Genomic DNA, 18,793 nt, shown 5'->3' on the forward strand with positions numbered 1-18,793 from the left:
CGCAACCGGCTCAAACGCCTGCAGTACCGGCCCGACACCCTCGACGGCTTCATAGCCGGCACCGGCCTGGCCGTCGACACCCCAACGTCACCCTAACCAGCCGAAGTCAGTAAGGAAGTGCCCGGGAGTGAGTACTGCTGGGGAACGGCCAACGCCGCACCGCCTGTGCAAATCAACTTCGTGACCGAGCGGGGCGGCTGTCCGACGCTGCCCCTGTTCATCCCGCGGCGGTTTGCTGCGCCAACGGATCAGGTCAGGGTTCGGGTGGTCGCCGAGGCGAAGCCCAGCCACGTGTGCCGGTTGCCCTCCCAACACCAGCCCACCTTCGGCGCATTACGATTGTCCCGGCCGTCCCGCCCGGTCCCATTACTGATCCACAATGCGGGTGTTCGTGCGTCGAACGCACCGTTGGCCTTCCGCAGGCGGGACCCGATGGTCATGAAGCAGTGGCCCCGTTCAAGTGCCGCCGGCTGCTGGATCACCCAGTGAATACCCTCCACCAGAAGCAGTGGAGTGCGACCCCCTTCAATAATGGCGGGTAGTGCCTCGTGAGGGCTCCAGTTCGACATGTGATCGCCTCGATCGAGACCCTCCACCACGTAGATCGGCTCGTCGGGTACGTTCACGGGCTCGATGGGTGAGAACTGATCAATATCGGGCATGTCCACCACAACGAACCCTGACTTCCCCTGATGTCGGAGCAGGGGCGCGAGGGCCGACGCGGGAACCCGGTCCGCGCGGACCACAAGAAGGCCTGCGCTGTCCCTGGTCTCCGCGGCCATGGAACGCAATTCGTCGGGCCGAAAGCCCCCGAGTTCATGCACTCCGAGTTCGATCAATCGCTCTGCTTGGTCGGTGATTGAAGGCAGAGTGTGCAATTCGACTGACATGCGACTCCATGGGAACGTCGAAGCAGGACACGTTGGACTCGACCGCCTACAACGCGGCGCAGGCCGGAATCGTTCCTCATCTCCCCAGCCAATGAGCCCCTTCCAACCTGCCGCTGAGTGAGCGGTTCCGGTGCGGGTGCTCAGATGTTCGCTGAGGCATGACGCTACTGGCTTCGGCCGGCGGGAACCGGGTTTCGTCGGACTGCGCTCCACCTCGATGTCCTCGCAGGTCACCGGCGTGAGCATGCCCTCACCCGCACGTGAGGGGCATCCGCTGGTGGGACAGACCGGCCCACGTGGCGTGCACAAGAAACCTGCGGCCTTCGTGGCTAGAGGCGACGTGTCGCAACAACGACAGAACTTGCTGGAGTTGTGAGTACTTCAGTGGCGTCCAGAGCCGGATGAGTGAGGTAGAACAGGCGGAGCTCATCCACTTCACCCTCGAAACGAGGCGGCCACTGGAGCGATGGGGTGAAGTCGTCCAAGATGAGAAGGCCGCCGGGAGCGAGTTGCTCGACGACCCCCTGCGGGTCGTCACGCTTGCCCCCGCCGTCGCAGAAGAAGACGTCGAAGGGGGCATGCTGCTCAAGCAGCCGCCAGTCACCAGTGAGAACGCTGACGCGCTCGTCGTCCGCGAAGATACCGGCCGCTCGACGGGCCAGCTCCTCGTCACGCTCTACGGTGACCAGGCGGGCCCCGGCGCCGAGGCCACTGTGCAGCCAGGCGGTCCCCACTCCCGAGCCTGTGCCGCTCTCCGCAATGATTCCGTGGGGCTTCGCGGCAGCGGCCAGCCTGAGCAGCCTGCCCACTTCAGGGATGCAGCTCTTCTTGAATCCCGCCTCGGAGGCGACACGCTCTGCGGCCACCACACGAGGCGGAACCACACGTTCTGCCATAATCACGCCTCCTTCATTGTGAACACGACGCTATCCGCCGGCAGAGACATCCGCATGAAGTTCCGCCTGTCCGGACCCGGCGAACCCCTCCGGTCCCATACCTGTTCATTGCGCGCCCCACCGTCAACTGCATCGGCTTCGACGCGCTGCGCCTAACGATGGGCATTTTCGACGGACCGTCACAACCCCGTAGAGCGGCATCGGGCCGGCAAGCCAACGCACGACTGTGATCCGTATGTGATCGGCCACTCGCAATCTCCATGGTCAGGGGATTCACGGGATGAGCGGTCAAATCGAGGCAGCACGTGACGTACCGGCGCGCGGCGATTCCGGCACTGGTGGGAGGACTTGTCCTGACAGCGCTGCCGCCGCCCTTCAGACGGTCTCCTTCAACCGCGGGCTGTTCGTCGAACCGGGCGACCTCCTGCGCCAGTGACTGCTGCTCGGCGCCTGGTCGAGCCCGGCGGGCGCGCTGCTCGGCGACTGGCTCCTGTAACGGGACACCGATGTGCTGCTTGCTCGCCGTGGTGTGGTGGGCGCTGCGGCGGCTGCCCGTTCTGCTCACCCGGACCACCGTCCCCGGCGATGGCGGAGGGCGCGGTCTGCGCGACCGTCATCGGGCTGCTGGCGAGCCAGCTGCTGCGGGTGGCTATGGACGTCCGGCCCGAGGACAGTGGGCGCTGTGGCCCACGTGGTACTGACCGTGGCTGCCGACAGCACGCATGCTCCCCAGCGGCACCGGAGCGCCGGATGCCTTTTGGCTGCTGGAGTTGGCCGATGACGGGCTCACCGGATTCATGCCGCCGCCGATGCCGGACTCGATGTGGGTGCTGAACGCCGTGTACGAGCACGAACAGGTCCCGACCGACCTGCCGTACGACGCGTGTCACCGAGCCCGGGTGAGCGAGGGAACTATCGCGCCGCAGATCGTCGGGGGTATCGACCTCTCACGCATGGGGACTGCTACCGGCGGCGGCCTGGGAAGCGCCGACCACCCCGGGTAGCCACGGCCTTCGTGAGGGAATTCGCTCGCGCCGGCCCGACTCCCTTGATGTGGTGTGATCGGCACAAGGAACTTCGGAGCTTGAGGGGGCAGCTTGTGGCAGGCGACGGATGCATCTTCTGCGCGATAGTGCGCGGTCAGGCGGATGCCAGCATCGTTCATGAAGATGAGTCGGTGATCGCGTTCATGGATCTCCGGCCCGTCAACCCGGGCCACCTGTTGGTAGTTCCCAAGACGCACGCAGTGGGGCTGGAGGATCTTCAGGAGGACGTCGGCGTCCGGGTCTGGAAGGTGGCGCACCGCCTCGGGCGGGCGTTGCGCCGTTCAGGCCTGCGGTGTGAGGGCGTCAACCTGCTCCTCGCGGATGGCGAAGCAGCGTTCCAAGAGGTTTTCCATGTACACCTTCATGTCATCCCCCGCTTCGCGGGGGATCCATTTCGCATTGATTCCGACTGGCGCGTTCATCAACGAGAGCAGCTCGACGAGACATCTGCAGCTGTCCGTAGCGGTCTCGCCGCCCTGGACGCCAGGCAAGGTTGACGCCCGATGGGCGGCGGGACACGCGGCGAATGTCAGTTGTCGGGAGTGGCTTCGGGGGCGGGCGGCCCCGCGATTGCCCTGACCGGGTCGGCACCAGCCCGTGGAAACCCGACTGCCGCAGGTGCCCGCCACGTATCTACCAGGCCGAGCACCTCGACCCTCCACCCATCGCTCGTGCCTCACCAATCCCTGGCGGCGATCAGTTTCTCCGCATCTGCGTCCGGGAATCCGTAGGCCGACGCCACGAACCAGAAGTCCTCGCCTATCTCTTCTCGCGCAACGGTCTCGATCTCGCTCCCTGCTGCCTCGAACTCGGCCTCCAGCAGGTTGAACTGCTCTGTCGCCGCCTCCGTGAGCACGTACAGGGCCGACAGATCCTCCGGCTGCTCTGCCTCGATCCGTTCGCAGAGCTTCAGCAAAATCGTCCTTCCCTTGTCGAGGACGTGATCCGGAAAATATGGGTCCGCGTACAGCTGCTGCAGAAAGGCGTGCTCATTCACGTGCTGGTTTGTGATCGGCATGGTGCCCCATCTCTTTCGAAGTGCCAACGTCCCGATCATGTACCACGCCACTGACAAGGTCGGCGCCAGACTCGGGACCAGCACTCTCACCACGCGCCGCACCCTCCACTGCGCTGCTTCGTGATCCATGCGCGAGCTGCATCGGTGAGCCGCCGTTGGTAGCGGCTTCGCCGGGCGGTGGCCTTGCGGCGTCGAACTCCGGCGCCGGGACGGTCGGCCGTCGGCAGTGGCTTTCTCTCCCTGCCCGCTCGGCGCCTGGACCTCCCACCGCACTGACCCCGGCCCGCCGAAGGACCGGGCGGAACCGTTCCAGCAGGGCAACAACCGCGTTTCGGCCGGCTCGCAGGTGAGCGTCTCCCCCTCCTCGTACGGGGCCCCACCACTGACAGCCCCCACGCGGTACGTTCCTTCGTTGCCCGCGTCATCATGGCCTACGGTCCGGCGAGTCCTCGTCTTCCGGCAGACCTGACGACGGGCACCCCATCCGATTGCCGACCGCCGGAGGCACACGGTCCAACGCTCAAACGTTCAACCCCGGCCACGCCCCCAGCGACCTTCGCAGCGTCGCTCGGAGCGGGCACCGTGTTCATCGTGGCCGCTCCCTGCTCCAGCCCGGTCCGGACGAAGGACCCTAGCTCCGCTCGGTGGCGTGCTCCTTGAGGAAAGCTCCTGCGTGGGCGGCGGCCTCTGCCTTCGTGGCGTAGTACGACGTGCTGTCGGCCTCATCGCGCGTTCCATCGGCTCCCTCTCCGACCCACCGCCAGCCGCCCGACGACTGATCACGGGTCAATACGGCGCTGCCACCGCACAGTTCGACGAGGCTCGAATCCGCTTCCGCGGAGGCCGACCTGTCGATGGCTTCGGGCCACTTCTTGCGGGCGCCCTGTCGGGTGATACCCCAAGCAGTACCCAACTGCTCGTAGCTCGCGCCGTAGGAGCCGGCGGTCCTGGCCGCGATTGCCGTCAGCCGTTTGACCTCCGCGTCCACCACCTTCCAGGTGGTGAGGATCGACAGAGTCACGTCGATGGGGTCGGCATCCCACATGCGCTCTTCAGGAAGTCCGGTCGCTCGGGCGCGCATGGCCGAGGCAAGTGGATTGAGAGCGTCCAGAAGAGCCGTGTCGAGGGCTGTCTGTTCCGCAGTAGTGATCTCAGGCAGCGTCATGTGGGTAACTTTAGTTACCAAAAATAGATCACGCAACTAAAGTTACCCAAGTCGCCGCGGCACCCCGCCGTCAGGGGACGCCCCGCCACCCCACGCGCCGCCGTCGCCATGCTGTTCATCGGCTGGGTCTCCAGTCACCTCGGCGCCACACGCACTCTCGTCATGGGCCTGGCGGTCATCGTCGTCTTCGCCGCTCTCGCCGGCTCCACCAACTCCATCAACGGCATCGTCGGCTTCCGTGCCGGCCGGGGTCTGGGCAACGCACTGTTCATCGCGACCTCCCTCGCCGTCATCGTCGCCTCCGCGAGTGGCGGGTTCGGCGGGGCGATCATCCTGTACGAGACCGCGCTCGGCCTCGACATCGCCGTCGGCCCGCTGCTGGGCGGCGAGTTGGGCGGCATCAGCTGGCGCGGCCCGTTCTCCGGCGTCGCCGTGCTGCTGGCCGTCGCACTGGTCGCGACGCTCGCCTTCGTCTCGAACCGCACGCATGCTGCTCGCATGGCCTGTTCGAGACGAGTGAAGGCGGCCCGGTCCCACTGCATGCCACGCAGCTGGAGGAGGAAGCTGCCCTCCTCCGCGTTGAACTCCCGCCTCAGAATTTCGATCGTCTCGTCCATGAGATCAGATCATGACAGCTGCGAAAGGCCTCGGTTCAGCGGGACCGGGAGCTCACCGCGCACCTTGTTCAGATCCACCTGTCCGGTTCACCGGGCCCCCAGCCCCGCTGCAGGGACTGCGTCTCCGTCACCGCCATCCGCGCCGACAACCACGCGTCATACACCGCGGCCAGGCGCGGCCCGCCGCTGCCCGAGCGGACCTGGTCGCGGTACACGTGCAGCTCGGACTTGGGCATCCTGCCCACCCAGCCGACGTACTCAAGCAGTGTCATCCCCCGGCCACGCGCCTCCTCGGTGAGGATGGTCCGGTGGTGGTCGGAGATCTCGCCGATGTGCTCCGGGTGCACTCTCGTACGGATGAGGGTGCCGTCGCGCAGCTTGTCCATGGTCCAACCGGCGTTGTCGTCGGCGGCGTTACCGCCGTTGCGTCGCATGGTCATGCCCAGGATTGTCGTTCCTGTGCCCGGCCTGTCGCCACCCCTGCGACACGCATGGGCAAGGCATCCTCGGCGCAGGTGCCTGCATGCTCCACCCGCGACCTGTGGAGGGTCGATCGACTTCCGGCCATTGGCTACGGAACGGGATCGAGGTGGCCTTCGAGGACGGTCCGGGTGATCAGGGGGCGGTCCCAGAGGGCGAGGACTTCGTTGGCGATCGCCACGATCGGGAGCGGATGCGGACTGCCGTGCACCTTGATGGCGGCCGCCGACAGACTGCGCGGGACGGCCCCGGCGTCGAGCAGGACACGCCACTCCTCCGGCCCGAGCTCAAGGAACTCCAGTCCGGTCAGCTTGGCGATCTCCAGTGGATCGGCGAGCGTTCCGGGGTACGCGGTGAGCGTCCGCAGGCGGGGCAGCCCGGTTATGGGGGCAAGGCTCAGCGGCTCGTCCTCCCACCAGCCGATGGACAGAACCTCCAGCCCGGGGTGGGCAGCGGCCTGGATGCTTCGCAGGCTCCGGATGTTCACGTGGGCGACGGGCTGGTCCTGGTGAGGGTCGCCGTGCCATTCGTTGCGCCGGTTCAAGACCAGATCTGTAAGGGAGTCGGCGAGCAGTTCGGCGCCGATGTACTGCTCATGGTCGATGATGATGATCTGGCCCGCATGTCCGCGTGGGCCCGGTGTCAGATCGACCGCGATCCGGTCGCCGCCGCCGCTGTCGCCGAAGACGATCCAGCCGGGTGAGCCGACCAGCCCCTGCACCGGGGCGTCGGGTGGGGTGGCGACCGCCGCCATTGCCCCGAACCGCCAGGGGCACGGACGGGACGACGCGTCGGCAATGTACAGGTCGTCCAGGGAGAAGAGCTCGCAGCCGACCGCTCGGGACACTCGCGCCGGTGCCTCGTAGTCGTCGCCCCAGTCCTCCCACCTCGACCGCGTCACCCGGTAGAGCACCTTGAGCTCGTCGGGCAGGTCGACGCCGAGGCGCGCTTCCGCGGCGGCGATCTCTTCCTCGGTGGCGCCGACGGCATCGGGGATGCGTGTGCGGAGCGTCCGCTCCAGCAACGCCGGATCCGCGGACGGGGCCGGCATCGCGTCCGGCACAGGGTCGGGAAGGCGGCGCCAGGGCTCGGGGACGGAGCCCTCGACCAGGATGAGCGAACCCGGGTACGGGTTGCCGATCCCGGGCTCCGCGGCGGGGCTGGGACTGAGCAGGTGGAGCACGGACTTCCCGGTCGGCTCGATCTCCGCCGTGAACGAAATGCTGTCGGCGCCGGTGCCCGCGAGGGCGCGCTGCACCCGCTTCACCGCATTGAACTCGTCCTGCATGTCCTCGGCCCTGACCGATCGTCCGGGCGGCGGGAACCCTCGCTCCTGGGGAATGCTCCACCCATACGCGCCTATCTGTCCCGCCACGTGACCGCCCGAGCCGGCGAGACGCTCCGCGTTTCCGGCCCGCAGAAGCCTCAGCAACGGTTTCCAGGTCGCGAAATCATCTATCAAGGGCATGGGTGCCTCCGGCCGTAGACATGGTGGGTGAAGGTGATTATCACGGATGGCCACGGCCCCGCCCGAGCCGCCCGCGCCGCCCGAATCACCAGTCACGGAGGTGATCCGATCCCGACCACCTTCCAGGTCGTTCCGTCAGGAGCTCCGAGCGCGATCAACGAGCAACTCCGCCAGAGAGTCGACGAATTGCGTGAGCCAGTCCAGTCGCGCCCCTCCCCGCGCCCGGCGAAATCCGTGGCGGCGGCCCCAGAACGCAGACTGGACTGCATGGAACTGCGCCCAACGCCGGGCGCGTTCGCGATCGACTTCGGCGGCGTCGGCGAAGACGTACAGGGCTCGGTCCATCGCCGTCCGCAGGTCGCCCGCTGCGAGGAGCGTCAGCGCCCGCGACCTGAGCAGAATTCCGGCGTCGTATGCGGGGTCTCCCACGTACCCCTTGGGGTCGACGGCCAGCCACGGCTCACGGTCGGCGCGCAGGATGTTGCCGGCATGCAGGTCGCCGTGGATAAGGGTGTCCGGCTGATCACGGCCCAGCTCCTGGACGGTCGCCACGGCCGCGTCCACCGCGTACCGGGACAACGTATGCGTCAGCTCCTCGGTGTCCCTGCGGAGTTGGGATTCCCAGGCGTCGGCCTGCTCCCGGAGCCGGGGTAGTTCTGGCGGCGCGGGGATCGCCAGCCGATGACTGATGCGCCCTGCTGTCGCCACCACCTCATCGCCCTCTTCGATCTCCGCCAGGGTCGACGCCCGGGCCCGCTCCAGCAGCATCGCGAAGTGCTCGTCGTCACGCTCGTGCAGCAGCACGGCTCCGCGTCCGCCCCAGGCCGCAAACGCGTCCGGCTCGTGGACGTTGCCAGGATGGGGAAAGGACACCTTCACCACGGCCGCTCCCTCTGCCGGCCGTCGCACCGGAACAATGACCCCGACGCCCCCATGCATGATTTCGCCGTCCGGCACGCATCCCCAGCGCCCCAACAGCTCTTCCACAACCCCGGGCAGTTCGACGAGCCAGGCCGCTCCGGGCTCACCCTCGCGCTCGATCGTGCTCCTCGCGAACCCCTCTGGTACGTCAATCATTCCCGCACCCTACGCACCAGCCGAGTGTCAAACCGGACCGGTGGCACCTCTCTCGTCCCGGCACAGGCGCCTCCGAGCTCCGCTCACCTCGCGGAAGACTCGCATCCTGCGATACGCCCCGGTGGTGGCTGCCGGCCCGTTGCCGCCGCCCAGCGTTCGGCCGCGATCATCAGGATCCCAGTGGCCGGGGCCTTGATCTGCCCGTAGCGCAGCAGGTCAGGCGCGCTGTGGGCCAGCCGTCGTTTGAACGCGCCCCATTCCCGACGGGCGGCTTCATCGGCACGCAGGCAGCCGCGGAACAAGAGAGCGAAACGGCAGTTCGGGCCGCCTTCCTCACGCAGGTGGACATTGCACCTTCGTGCGCCCGCCGGCGGGGCGAACACCAGCTTGCGGCACTCCTGCCCGCCGGAAATCTCCGCTCGGTTCCACGGCTCGGGCCGGCAACGGAAACCGATCGCGGCAAGGAGCCCGATCTGCCGGGCTTCATGGATCGCATCGACGCGCACCTGGATGTCCACGCAGTCCTTGGCCGTCAGGCCCGGCACCGCTGTGGTCGATCGCGCGCGCATGACTCCCCAGGGCCTTGTGCAACTCCCCGGCCAGCCGCTCGAAATCCACCGGCCACTGCGACTGGTACTCCAGCACGGCCACCGCGGCCGCCTCATCGGCAAACGGCATGCCTCCAGTCTGAACGCTCACGAGCCTCCTGGACGCTGAACAACCGGAATCAGGCTGCCGCACAGGGAGCAGTTCGCCCACGACCGGATCGCACCGCATCTGACAGACACTGAGGCCGAACTCGCCTCAATCTCCTGGCCGGATGCGCCCTCCGAGCTCTTGAGCCTTCTCAGCTCTCTCCGCCTTCTCAACCAAGGCGCGGCACATACCCCGACCGCCCAACTGCCGTCGGCCGTAAGTCAGTCCGCCTCGGCCTCATCCGCCGCGAGCCCTCGCGCTCCAGTCGCCCCCGCCCGCAGGCCGTCCATCACAAGGTCCAGGAGGCGCGTCGCTCGCGGCTGCCAGTCGCTGTGCGGGTCGAGCTGCCAGAGCCCGGCGATGGCGAGCACGAAGTCGTCGGGGGTGAGACCCGGGCGGATGGCGCCGGCCTTCTCGTTGGCGTTCAGCAGCATTGTGACCGCCTGAGTGACCGGGCCGTGCCCGAGTTGCGCCAGGCTGCCGTACTTGCTGGTGGACTTGCGCAAAGCGTCGGCCAGGCCGGCCTTGGCCATGGCGTACTGGGCAAGACGGTCCATCCACTCCCTGAGGGCCCGGTCGGGTGCGCGAGTCCGGAGGAGCTGGGCCGCAGTGTCGGCGACCTGCTGCATCTCGTAGCGGTAGACCTCCAGGACAAGTGCCTCGCGGTTGGGGAAGTTGCGGTAGAACGTCCCCTGCCCGACGCCCGCCTTCTTCGCGATGGTACTCAACGGGGCGTCAGCCGCCCGCGTCAGCTCCGCCAGTGCGACTTCCAGGATGCGCTCACGGTTCCGTTGCGCGTCCGGGCGCAGCGTCGCGCTCTTCTCGCCCCGCACTCGTCCTCCTCCCGGAAGGCGCAGCCAAGTTCGCCCTTGCTGAGCGGACAGCTGTCCGCTAGGTTCGACGAAAAGCGGACAGCTGTCCGCTTGGCTTCACCATAGCGGCAGATCCGGCCGGTGTGGCCGACCTGTGCCCACCATCAACGGTTCATTCATCCTTATCGCCCTCTCCCTCCCGGAATGCCCAGCGGGATCGTCTTGTTAGACGCGCATCAGCAATCAGCAATGCGAAAGAAGGCTGATCATGACCCCATCGACGTCCAGTGCCATCACCCTGAACATCAATGGCGAGAAGTACACACTGCCCGTCGACCATCGCACCACCCTGCTCGACGCCCTGCGCGAGCATCTCGATCTGACCGGCTCCAAGAAGGGCTGTGACCAGGGGCAATGCGGCGCCTGCACGGTGCTGCTCGATGGGCGTCGGGCTGTGTCCTGCCTCCAGCTCGCGGTCGCGGCCGAGGGGCGCGCGATCACCACCATCGAGGGCGTGGCCGATGGCGAACGGCTCCATCCGGTGCAGCAGGCCTTTCTCGACCTCGACGGCTATCAGTGCGGCTACTGCACACCCGGGCAGATCTGTTCCGCCATCGCGGTGATCGAGGAGCACGCGGCGGGCTGGCCGAGCGCGGTGACCGGCGACGTCCGGCCCGAAGCGGGGGTGCCCGGGCTCAGCGCCGAAGAGATCCGCGAGCGCATGAGCGGCAATCTGTGCCGCTGCGGCGCCTATGTGTCGATCGTGCAGGCAGTCGCGCGAGCGGCGGAAGCAGCCGGGGCCCAGGGCAAGGAGACAGTGGCATGAGGGAATTCGGATACGAACGAGCCTTCGACGTTTCCGGAGCGGTCGCCCTGCTCGGTTCCGATCCCGATGCCCGCTTCCTCGGCGGCGGCACCAACCTCGTCGACTTGATGAAGGCCGGCGTGGAAAGGCCGGCACTGCTTGTCGACGTGCGAGAACTCCCGCTCGACAGTGTCGAGTTAACCCATGACGGCGGATTGCGCATCGGTGCGACCGTCACCAACAGCGATCTCGCGGCTCACCCCGACGTACGGCGTCACTACCCGGCGTTGGCGCAGGCCGTGCTCGCCGGCGCCTCCGGGCAGCTGCGCAACATGGCCACGGTCGGCGGGAATCTGCTCCAGCGGACCCGTTGCGGCTACTTCACCGACATCAGCAGACCGTGCAACAAGCGTGCCCCCGGCAGTGGTTGCCCTGCCGTCGACGGCGAGCACCACAACCACGCGATCCTCGGCGCCTCCGAGCACTGCATCGCCACCCATCCGTCGGACATGGCGGTCGCGCTCGCCGCGTTCGACGCCGTCATCTCGTACGAAACGGCGGACGGGCCGGGCGAGTTGCCGATCGACGGGCTCTATCCTGCCGTGGGCGACACGCCACACATCGAAACCGCTCTTCCGCCTGGCGCGCTGATCACCGGGGTCACGCTGCCGGCCGCCCCGGTGGCCGCCGGCTCGCGGTACCGGAAGGTGCGTGAGCGCGCCTCGTTCGCCTTCGCGATCGGCTCGACCGCCGCCGCGCTCGACGTCCAGGACGGTGTCGTACGCGAAGTCCGTCTCGCGCTCGGGGCCGTCGCGTCGAGGCCCTGGCGAGCGCGGACGGCCGAGCAGGCGCTGATCGGCGGACCGGCGAGCGCGGAGGCGTTCGCCGCCGCGGCCGATGCCGAACTGGCGGCCGCCAAGGCCCTTCCCGACAACGGATACAAGGTGACGCTGATGCGCAACCTCATCGTGGCCGAGCTGACCGGACTCACCGAGGAGGTCTCCCGATGACCACGACGACCGGGGGCGCCGCCGTGACCGGAGCCGTCGGCTCCGCCCGCACCCGGCTGGAGGGCCGTGACAAGGTCACCGGTGCGGCCCGCTACGCCGGAGAGGTTCCCTTCACCGAACTCACCCACGGTTGGCTGGTGTTGTCGACCGCGGCCCGTGGCCGGATCCGCTCCGTGGAGGATGGCCCCGTCCTGGCCATGCCCGGCGTTCTCACGGTGCTGCACCACGGAAACGCACCGCGCGTCGACACCGAGTACGTGGGCATGCTGGGGCGGCCGAACCCGATCGTCGGTATCTTCCAGCACGATCGAGTGCCCTTCGCGGGCTGGCCTGTGGCGCTGGTGGTGGCCGAGACCTCCGAGCAGGCCAGGGAGGCCGCCGAGGCACTGGTGGTCCGGTACGACGAGGAACCGCACGATGTCGCGTTCCACTCCGGCCGTTCGGACGCCTACACGCCGGAGAACACCCCGATGGTCCAGGCCGAGACGGAGAAGGGGGACGTGGAGGCTCAACTCGACGCCTCCGCCTTCGTCGTGGACGCGGAGTACACCACTCCGGAGGAGTACCACAATCCGATGGAGCCGCATGCGGCGACGGCCCGCTGGGACGGCGGCCGACTCGACGTCATCGACTCCAACCAGGGCAGCAGCTGGGTGGCGAGCGAGCTGGCGCAGCTCTTCTCCCTCGATCCGGCCGCCGTTCGGGTACGTTCCGAACACGTCGGGGGTGCCTTCGGGTCGAAGGGGCTGAGCCCGCATCAAGTGGCGGCCGTGATGGCCACGACCGTCCTCCACCGACCGGTCCGTGTTGTGCTGACCCGCCGTCAGATGTTCTCGCTCATCGGATTCCGCAGCCCCACGGCGCAGCGGATCAGGCTCGGTGCCGACGCCGACGGCCGGCTGCGTGCCTTCGACCACCAGGCGCAGAGTCTCACGTCGACCGTGCACGAATTCGTCGAGTCGAGCGCCGTGCTGGGGCGCGTGATGTACGACGCCGACGCGCATCACACCGTTCACCGGCTCGTTCGGCTCGATGTGCCGACCCCGACGTGGATGCGCGCGCCGGGCGAGGCGCCGGGGTCCTTCGCCCTCGAATCGGCCCTCGACGAGCTGGCCGAGAAGTGTGGCATCGACCCGATCGCGCTGCGCGCTCGCAACGAACCCGAGACGGGCCCGGTGTCCGGGCTGCCGTTCAGCAGCCGCAATGTGCTGGCCTGCTTCGAGGAGGGCGCCCGCAGGTTCGGCTGGGCGGACCGTGATCCTCGTCCCGGACTGCGCCGGGAGGGGCGCTGGCTGATCGGGACCGGAACGGCGGCGGCCACCTATCCCTCTGGGGTCGGGCCGTCCACCGCGGCCGTGACCGCGGAGGCGGACGGAACCTTCACCGTTCGGATCAACGCGGCGGACGTCGGAACCGGGGCGCGGACCGCGATGGCCCTGGTCGCCGCGGACACGCTGGCGGTCGACCCGGACCGCGTCCAGGTACGCATCGCGGACAGCGACCTCGGCCCGGCGATGATCGCCGGCGGCTCCATGGGAACGCGCTCCTGGGCGTGGGCCGTGACAGTCGCCGCGGACGAACTGCGGGAACGGCTCGCCCTGGGCGGAGGTATCCCGCCGGAGGGGATCACCGCTCGGTCGAACACGGCCGAGGCCATCGGCGCTCTCGCGAAGAAGGAACGCCACTCCTTCGGAGCACAGTTCGCCGAGGTCGCGGTGGATGTGGACACGGGTGAAGTACGTGTGCGACGGCTGCTCGGCATCTATGCCGCGGGCACGATCGTCAATCCGCTCACCGCCCGCAGCCAGTTCATCGGCGGGATGGTCTGGGGGCTGTCCATGGCGCTCCACGAGGAGGCGATCAGGGACCGGGCCTCGGGCGGCCATGTCGGCGCCGACCTCGCCGGCTATCACGTCGCCGCGCACGCCGACGTGCCGCTCATCGAGGCCGACTGGGTGGACGACCCCGTCCCGGGCGATCCGGTCGGGATCAAGGGCATCGGCGAGATCGGGATCGTGGGCGTAGCGGCCGCGATCGCCAACGCGGTGTGGCACGCGACCGGCGTACGCCACCGGAACCTGCCGATCCGTCCGGACCGCGTCCTGCGTGCGGCGGACGAGGCCCGGCGCCCGGCGGCGGGAGGAGCCCTGAGTGCTTGACATCGCCGAGGAGCTGGACCAGTGGTTCGAGGAGGGCCGGGACTTCGCCGTCGCCACCGTCGTGGCCGTCAGCGGCAGCGCGCCGCGCGGTCCCGGCGCCGCCCTGGCCGTCGACCGTGACGGCACCGCCATCGGTTCCGTCTCCGGCGGCTGCGTGGAGGGCGCGGTGTACGACCTGTGCGTCCAGGCGCTCCAGGACGGGCGGACGGTGCGCGAACGGTTCGGATACGACGACGAGGACGCCTTCGCGGTGGGACTCACCTGCGGCGGTGTCATCGAAGTCCTGGTCGCACCGGTGCGCACGGACGCGCCGGTGTTCCGGGCAGCGGTGTCGGCTGCGGGCCGAGGGGAGGCGGCGTCGCTCGCCCGGGTGGTCCGGGGCCCGGTGGAGCTGCTCGGCCGGGCGCTGCTCGTCCACCGCGACGGTTCGTACGAGGGCAGCCTCGACGGACAGCCGGAACTGGACGGAACGGCGGTGGCGGGGGCTCGCGCGATGCTGGACACCGGCCGTACCGGCACCGTCGAGATCGCGGAGGACGGGTCGCACTGTCCGGGCGGGGTGACGCTCTTCGTGGAGTCGAGGGTGCCGCCGCCCCGGCTGATCGTCTTCGGCGCCGTGGACTTCGCGACGGCGCTGGTCCGGGCGGGCAAGTTCCTCGGCTACCACGTGACCGTGTGCGACGCCCGGCCGGTCTTCGCCACGCGTATCCGCTTCCCCGAGGCCGACGACCTCGTGGTCGACTGGCCGCACCGCTACCTCCGGCGCACCGCGACCGACGAACGAACCGTCCTGTGCGTGCTCACCCATGACGCCAAGTTCGACGTTCCGCTGCTGGAGACGGCCCTGCGGCTGCCGGTCGCGTTCGTCGGCGCGATGGGCTCGCGCCGCACCCACGACGACCGCAACCGCCGCCTGCGCGAAGTCGGCGTCACCGAAAGCGAGTTGGCCCGCCTGCACTCCCCCATCGGGCTCGACCTCGGCGCCCGCACCCCCGAGGAGACCGCCCTGTCGATCGCCGCGGAGATCGTCGCGGCGCGCCGGGGCGGAACGGGTGTTCCACTGACCGGTTCGGGGACACCCATCCACCATGACGTGAACGGGAGGGAGTCAGGCGAGGACACCTCCCGGGCGGCGGCGTGACCTGATGGGGCTGGGCCGGGCAGCCGGGCGGGTGCGCGACCGGCCGGCCGGCTCGTCGAGTGGGCCGCTTCGGTTCTCGGCCGTGAGCTGGAGATCGTACGCAGGGACCCTGGTCGGCGGGGCTTCCAGGCCCAGCCCAAGCATCGGGTGGTCGAACGGACCTCTCATGGCTCACCGCCCACCGGCGCCTCGCGCGGGACTACGGGACCGGCCCGAAGCACTCGGAAACGGTGATCCGCTGGGCGATGGCCGGTGTGATGGTCCGTCGGCCGGCCCGTGGCCGAGCAGCAGTCCTGAAGGGCCCGCGCCGTCTCGCACGATCGGGCTCAGGTGTCGTAGTAGCCGTCCCAAGGGGCCTGGAAGCCCAGGCCGTCGGGATAGAACTCGGCCCACACACCGTCGTCGTCTTCCTCGTCGGCGTCGTCCTCGTGTTGTTCCAGGACCAGACCGAACAGGGCTCCCTCGGACCGAACGGCGAAGGGTGCGATCGCGATGTCCTGGTACCGCCGCTCCGGAAGAGCGTCCAGCCACTCGGTAAGCAGCTGGCACGCGGCGGCGATTGCCTTCTTCTCACCGTCCGCCGTTGTGCCGGTGAAACGGATGCGCGAGTCCAGGTGCCGACCGGCCCCGTCGAACCGGTGGAGTACGGCGCACCAACGCTTCTGGGACTGCCAGTGGTCGTCACTCCAGCCCTCGGGGAACACCGCGGTGACCGATGCGAAGAACTGGCCGCCCTGCCACCGCCCGATGGTGCTCGTGCGGTAGTCAGGCTCATGCCTGATCGGGATGACCTCGGGAACGCTCATGGGCGAACCATAGGTGCTACCTGTGACAACCGGCGACGGCGGACCGGCCTGCCGGCCGCGCCCGTCGAGATCTCCACCCCGGCCTCAGTGGCCGCGCCCGCTCAGCCCGACACCGAGTTCCGCCAGGCCGTCGAGGACCAGGTCGATACCGACTGCCGCGAGCAGCAACCCCAGCAGGCGGCCGAGCAGTTCGAATGTCGCGTGGTGCGTGGCACGCAGAACACGTTCCAGAAGCAGGATGCAGACGAGGTCCAGCAGAATCACCGCCACGTACGCACCGGCAACCGTGGAACGCCAGGTCCAGGATGAACGCGCTGTGGCCTCGATGAGCAGTGCCGTCATGGCCAGCGGACTGACGACGAACGGTACGAGGAGTTCACGCAGGCCGCTGGTCACATCGGGGGTTCCCTCGTCCGGTAGGTCCATTCCGGTCCGAATCCCCAGGACGAGACCGACGGCGTAGAGGAAGAAGATGACCCCGCCTGCAAGCAGGAGAGCAGGGGTGCTGATGTGGAAGAGGTCCAGTAGCAGAGGGGCGGTCATACTGGCGACCAGACCGATTAAGATCGCCGCGCCGCAGGGCATCAGGGCGATGGTGCGCAGTTGGCGAGTGGAGTGCAGTTTCGCGAGGTGGGCAAAGGAGAGCAGCACCTTGGGCGGCCCGACGACCGAGACCGGGCCAGGTCCCGCCCGGCCGCGGCGAGAAGCCCGGGGCGCGTGCTGAAAGGCGGGCCACAGAACTGGGCCGTAGCCCGTCCAAGCCGCTGCGGCCCGACTGGAAGCGGGGCGCTCCCGGCCGCGCAGACGGCCCGTGCCCCCGCCCGCAGGCGAGGACACGGGTCGACCGACCGCACCGCGGCCTCGGCCCGGTGCTTCGCTCGGCGCTCAGAACACGGATCAGAACACGAACGGTCCGGGTGACTGGGTGGACGTCGCGTTGCAGGTCGCGGTGATGCCCAGGACCACAACCTTGAGGGATTTGGCCACCAGGCTGTCCCCCGTGGCGACGGTCCCGCTGAGCGGGCCCGTCGACACGGGGCTTCCGGCGGGGATGGCGGGGTTGGAGTTCCCGGTGAACGTCACCGTTCCCGTGCCCTTGTTGGTGAGCGTGAGCGTGGATTTCACCGAGTTCGCCCCGATGTTGATCGGCGACGTGATGGCGGACGTCGAGAGGTTGATGGTCGCGGTCGTACCGCTCTGGGTGGCGGTGAGGGTCGCACTGCCCGAGCCGTAGGCTCCGCAGTCGAAGGAAATGGTGGCGGTGGTGGGGGTGACCGCCTCGGCCGTGGGTGCCAGCGCGAGCGTGCCTGCGGCGAGGGCGGAACAGATACCGAGTCGCCGTATGCCATACCTCATGGTGGTTGCCCTTCATGTGGGGGGACTGCCGACGCGCTGAATCGACGTGACGCGCCGGAACGCGGCAATTTCCTGACGAATCGTCAGAGGGGATTGCCGCCCCCATTGAGGCACGGCCCCCTTCAAGCAACAAGGCACATCACCATGATTCTTGACATGCTACGGCCAATTCTGGTCACCCCTGGGCAGCCACCCTGGTCCCGCCAGTCACACCCCGCCCCGAAGCAGCCGGGTCACCCGCCCGTCAGGAGGGCAGTTTCAGGTCGGTGCATCCATGGCGCTGCGCCGCACGTTCGGCAAAGGCACGCAGTGCGGTACGGAGGTAGCCGCGCGGCGGGGCCGCGTACTCGGTGTCGTTGACGGTGAACAGGGCGCGCGGCCCCGTTCCGCATGCCGCGCTCGCCCAGGCACTGTGGCGGTCCGTGCCCGCGTCTCCGCGGTAGCTGCCGGGGTCGTCGTCGGAGGTCCGCAGGCGCTGCGCATACGGGCCGAACGCGGCGCCGAACCAGTAGAGCTCCTCGTCGCGCGCCTTGGTCTCGCCGAGTGCACAGGTCTCCAGGAGGGCGGTGCCGGTGGCGGTGGTCTCGCGGTGCCAGTCGACGGAATCGTCGCCCGGGACGGGTACCCCGGCGCAGGTGCCGATGGCGGTTCCGGGCGCCGGGTGGTCGGGCTGTACGGGAATGGACGGCACGCCGGTGCCGTGCGGGGCGTCGCACGACCACCGTTCGGCGGCCCGCTCGGCGGTGGCCGTGGCCAGCCGGGCGATCTGCCGGGTCTCCTCGGCGTTCTCGTGCGACTCGTCGGCGCTGACGGCCACCGCGAGGGAGGCGGGCCTGTTGGTGCAGTTGAGCACGATGCCGGTTTCGCGGAAATCGGTGTAGCCCTGCCAGCCGCCGCCGATACCGACGGGCAGATGGTCGGAACTCCCGTCGCGCAGCATCGCGAGCGGTTCACCTGCGAGGAAGCGGTTGCGGACGGCGTCGTGCGGAATCAGGGCGACCAGCAGCCGGGTGTCCGCCACCCCGCACTCGTTCCAGCGGTCGTCATCCGCACCGCCCGTGCGGTCCCCCGGCAGTCCGGGATCGGTGGAGTACGAGGTCAGGGCGGCGGATTCGGCGACCGGAAGCAGACCCTCGCAGTACGTGGCGAGCCGGTCCTCGTACCGCCACCGCTTACCGGTGTCGCTCATCCGGTACCAGCCGTAGCCGACCGCGAGCAGCACGGCCAGTGGCACCACGGCGTACAGCGCGATCCGGCGCATCGTCCTCACGAAGCGTCACCCTCCCCCGTATCGATCACACCCTCCTGCCTATCACCCGTGGCCCCGGGCCCGACAGCCGCCGTACCCGAA

The 18,793-nt window shown here is 68.7% G+C and carries 20 protein-coding genes and 4 pseudogenes; 10 read left to right on the top strand and 14 right to left on the bottom strand.

Annotated elements, in window-relative coordinates; genetic code table 11:
- Window positions 1-96 (top strand): annotated as a pseudogene (locus ABZY11_RS12505) (IS630 family transposase); the annotation flags it as partial.
- Window positions 97-248: 152 nt separating this feature from the next.
- Here the strand turns inward: ABZY11_RS12505 and ABZY11_RS12510 are convergent.
- Together ABZY11_RS12510 and ABZY11_RS12515 are read right to left on the bottom strand one after the other, a co-directional pair.
- Window positions 249-890, bottom strand: coding sequence for a DUF5701 family protein (locus ABZY11_RS12510; RefSeq protein WP_356479102.1), 642 nt, complete (start codon window positions 888-890; stop codon window positions 249-251).
- A gap of 329 nt (window positions 891-1,219) precedes the next feature.
- Window positions 1,220-1,792, bottom strand: a complete 573-nt coding sequence (locus tag ABZY11_RS12515; protein ID WP_356479103.1) for a class I SAM-dependent methyltransferase — start codon at window positions 1,790-1,792, stop codon at window positions 1,220-1,222.
- 358 nt (window positions 1,793-2,150) lie between these two features.
- Here ABZY11_RS12515 and ABZY11_RS12520 point away from each other — a divergent pair.
- The 3 genes and pseudogenes from ABZY11_RS12520 to ABZY11_RS12530 form a co-directional block, all read left to right on the top strand.
- Window positions 2,151-2,443, top strand: a pseudogene (locus ABZY11_RS12520) (hypothetical protein); the annotation flags it as partial.
- Between the two features lie 65 nt (window positions 2,444-2,508).
- On the top strand, window positions 2,509-2,790 hold the full coding sequence (locus ABZY11_RS12525) for a hypothetical protein (protein ID WP_356479158.1): 282 nt from the start codon (window positions 2,509-2,511) through the stop codon (window positions 2,788-2,790).
- A gap of 95 nt (window positions 2,791-2,885) precedes the next feature.
- Window positions 2,886-3,329 (top strand): HIT family protein, encoded by a 444-nt coding sequence (locus tag ABZY11_RS12530; protein WP_356479104.1) that lies wholly within the window; start codon window positions 2,886-2,888, stop codon window positions 3,327-3,329.
- 179 nt (window positions 3,330-3,508) lie between these two features.
- On the opposite strand, the gene ABZY11_RS12535 is transcribed toward ABZY11_RS12530, so the two are convergent.
- Together ABZY11_RS12535 and ABZY11_RS12540 are read right to left on the bottom strand one after the other, a co-directional pair.
- Window positions 3,509-3,850: a DUF5713 family protein gene (locus tag ABZY11_RS12535; RefSeq protein WP_356479154.1), complete on the bottom strand. Its 342-nt coding sequence runs from the start codon at window positions 3,848-3,850 to the stop codon at window positions 3,509-3,511.
- Between the two features lie 631 nt (window positions 3,851-4,481).
- Window positions 4,482-5,015: a hypothetical protein gene (locus ABZY11_RS12540; RefSeq protein ID WP_356479105.1), complete on the bottom strand. Its 534-nt coding sequence runs from the start codon at window positions 5,013-5,015 to the stop codon at window positions 4,482-4,484.
- 99 nt (window positions 5,016-5,114) lie between these two features.
- Between ABZY11_RS12540 and ABZY11_RS12545 the strand changes: the two are divergent.
- A pseudogene (locus ABZY11_RS12545) lies at window positions 5,115-5,489 on the top strand (MFS transporter); the annotation flags it as partial.
- Between the two features lie 211 nt (window positions 5,490-5,700).
- Here the strand turns inward: ABZY11_RS12545 and ABZY11_RS12550 are convergent.
- From ABZY11_RS12550 to ABZY11_RS12575, 6 genes are all read right to left on the bottom strand, one after another.
- The gene (locus tag ABZY11_RS12550) at window positions 5,701-6,072 is read right to left on the bottom strand and encodes a hypothetical protein (RefSeq protein ID WP_356479106.1); all 372 of its coding nucleotides are present in this window, start codon (window positions 6,070-6,072) and stop codon (window positions 5,701-5,703) included.
- Between the two features lie 131 nt (window positions 6,073-6,203).
- Window positions 6,204-7,580 carry an SMI1/KNR4 family protein gene (locus ABZY11_RS12555; RefSeq protein ID WP_356479107.1) on the bottom strand — a complete coding sequence of 459 codons (1,377 nt, stop codon included), beginning with the start codon at window positions 7,578-7,580 and terminating at the stop codon, window positions 6,204-6,206.
- 135 nt (window positions 7,581-7,715) lie between these two features.
- A complete protein-coding gene (locus tag ABZY11_RS12560) occupies window positions 7,716-8,657 on the bottom strand; it encodes an aminoglycoside phosphotransferase family protein (protein ID WP_356479108.1) in 942 nt (313 codons plus the stop codon).
- An 83-nt stretch (window positions 8,658-8,740) separates the two neighbouring features.
- On the bottom strand, window positions 8,741-9,175 hold the full coding sequence (locus tag ABZY11_RS12565; protein WP_356479109.1) for a GrpB family protein: 435 nt from the start codon (window positions 9,173-9,175) through the stop codon (window positions 8,741-8,743).
- Window positions 9,141-9,356, bottom strand: coding sequence for a hypothetical protein (locus ABZY11_RS12570; RefSeq protein ID WP_356479110.1), 216 nt, complete (start codon window positions 9,354-9,356; stop codon window positions 9,141-9,143). The genes ABZY11_RS12565 and ABZY11_RS12570 overlap by 35 nt, the downstream gene beginning before the upstream one ends.
- A 218-nt stretch (window positions 9,357-9,574) precedes the next feature.
- Window positions 9,575-10,186, bottom strand: a complete 612-nt coding sequence (locus tag ABZY11_RS12575) for a TetR/AcrR family transcriptional regulator (RefSeq protein ID WP_356479111.1) — start codon at window positions 10,184-10,186, stop codon at window positions 9,575-9,577.
- Between the two features lie 247 nt (window positions 10,187-10,433).
- On the opposite strand from ABZY11_RS12575, the gene ABZY11_RS12580 reads away from it, so the two are divergent.
- The 5 genes and pseudogenes from ABZY11_RS12580 to ABZY11_RS12600 all read left to right on the top strand — a co-directional run.
- On the top strand, window positions 10,434-10,991 hold the full coding sequence (locus ABZY11_RS12580) for a 2Fe-2S iron-sulfur cluster-binding protein (RefSeq protein ID WP_356479112.1): 558 nt from the start codon (window positions 10,434-10,436) through the stop codon (window positions 10,989-10,991).
- Window positions 10,988-11,980 carry a xanthine dehydrogenase family protein subunit M gene (locus tag ABZY11_RS12585; protein ID WP_356479113.1) on the top strand — a complete coding sequence of 331 codons (993 nt, stop codon included), beginning with the start codon at window positions 10,988-10,990 and terminating at the stop codon, window positions 11,978-11,980. Before ABZY11_RS12580 ends, ABZY11_RS12585 begins: the two co-directional genes overlap by 4 nt.
- The gene (locus ABZY11_RS12590) at window positions 11,977-14,139 is read left to right on the top strand and encodes a xanthine dehydrogenase family protein molybdopterin-binding subunit (protein ID WP_356479114.1); all 2,163 of its coding nucleotides are present in this window, start codon (window positions 11,977-11,979) and stop codon (window positions 14,137-14,139) included. Before ABZY11_RS12585 ends, ABZY11_RS12590 begins: the two co-directional genes overlap by 4 nt.
- The gene (locus ABZY11_RS12595) at window positions 14,132-15,280 is read left to right on the top strand and encodes an XdhC family protein (RefSeq protein WP_356479115.1); all 1,149 of its coding nucleotides are present in this window, start codon (window positions 14,132-14,134) and stop codon (window positions 15,278-15,280) included. Before ABZY11_RS12590 ends, ABZY11_RS12595 begins: the two co-directional genes overlap by 8 nt.
- 42 nt (window positions 15,281-15,322) lie before the next feature.
- Window positions 15,323-15,477, top strand: a pseudogene (locus ABZY11_RS12600) (IS5/IS1182 family transposase); the annotation flags it as partial.
- Window positions 15,478-15,606: 129 nt separating this feature from the next.
- Here the strand turns inward: ABZY11_RS12600 and ABZY11_RS12605 are convergent.
- From ABZY11_RS12605 to ABZY11_RS12620, 4 genes are all read right to left on the bottom strand, one after another.
- Window positions 15,607-16,086 (bottom strand): hypothetical protein, encoded by a 480-nt coding sequence (locus ABZY11_RS12605; RefSeq protein WP_356479116.1) that lies wholly within the window; start codon window positions 16,084-16,086, stop codon window positions 15,607-15,609.
- An 84-nt stretch (window positions 16,087-16,170) separates the two neighbouring features.
- Window positions 16,171-16,923, bottom strand: coding sequence for a MarC family protein (locus ABZY11_RS12610; protein ID WP_356479117.1), 753 nt, complete (start codon window positions 16,921-16,923; stop codon window positions 16,171-16,173).
- A gap of 60 nt (window positions 16,924-16,983) precedes the next feature.
- Window positions 16,984-17,442 (bottom strand): hypothetical protein, encoded by a 459-nt coding sequence (locus tag ABZY11_RS12615; protein ID WP_356479118.1) that lies wholly within the window; start codon window positions 17,440-17,442, stop codon window positions 16,984-16,986.
- A gap of 244 nt (window positions 17,443-17,686) precedes the next feature.
- A complete protein-coding gene (locus tag ABZY11_RS12620; RefSeq protein ID WP_356479119.1) occupies window positions 17,687-18,712 on the bottom strand; it encodes a hypothetical protein in 1,026 nt (341 codons plus the stop codon).
- Between the last annotated feature and the right edge of the window lie 81 nt (window positions 18,713-18,793).

Source organism: Streptomyces sp. NPDC006510, assembly GCF_040611955.1.
Taxonomy (GTDB): Bacteria; Actinomycetota; Actinomycetes; order Streptomycetales; family Streptomycetaceae; genus Streptomyces.

What these genes read in the sequence shown, in the direction of transcription:
- ABZY11_RS12510 (WP_356479102.1), bottom strand. Translation starts at nt 890, where the DNA reads ATGTCAGTCGAATTGCACACTCTGCCTTCAATCACCGACCAAGCAGAG.
- ABZY11_RS12525 (WP_356479158.1), top strand. Translation starts at nt 2,509, where the DNA reads ATGCTCCCCAGCGGCACCGGAGCGCCGGATGCCTTTTGGCTGCTGGAG.
- ABZY11_RS12535 (WP_356479154.1), bottom strand. Translation starts at nt 3,850, where the DNA reads ATGCCGATCACAAACCAGCACGTGAATGAGCACGCCTTTCTGCAGCAG.
- ABZY11_RS12540 (WP_356479105.1), bottom strand. Translation starts at nt 5,015, where the DNA reads ATGACGCTGCCTGAGATCACTACTGCGGAACAGACAGCCCTCGACACG.
- ABZY11_RS12550 (WP_356479106.1), bottom strand. Translation starts at nt 6,072, where the DNA reads ATGACCATGCGACGCAACGGCGGTAACGCCGCCGACGACAACGCCGGT.
- ABZY11_RS12555 (WP_356479107.1), bottom strand. Translation starts at nt 7,580, where the DNA reads ATGCCCTTGATAGATGATTTCGCGACCTGGAAACCGTTGCTGAGGCTT.
- ABZY11_RS12560 (WP_356479108.1), bottom strand. Translation starts at nt 8,657, where the DNA reads ATGATTGACGTACCAGAGGGGTTCGCGAGGAGCACGATCGAGCGCGAG.
- ABZY11_RS12580 (WP_356479112.1), top strand. Translation starts at nt 10,434, where the DNA reads ATGACCCCATCGACGTCCAGTGCCATCACCCTGAACATCAATGGCGAG.
- ABZY11_RS12585 (WP_356479113.1), top strand. Translation starts at nt 10,988, where the DNA reads ATGAGGGAATTCGGATACGAACGAGCCTTCGACGTTTCCGGAGCGGTC.
- ABZY11_RS12590 (WP_356479114.1), top strand. Translation starts at nt 11,977, where the DNA reads ATGACCACGACGACCGGGGGCGCCGCCGTGACCGGAGCCGTCGGCTCC.
- ABZY11_RS12605 (WP_356479116.1), bottom strand. Translation starts at nt 16,086, where the DNA reads ATGAGCGTTCCCGAGGTCATCCCGATCAGGCATGAGCCTGACTACCGC.
- ABZY11_RS12615 (WP_356479118.1), bottom strand. Translation starts at nt 17,442, where the DNA reads ATGAGGTATGGCATACGGCGACTCGGTATCTGTTCCGCCCTCGCCGCA.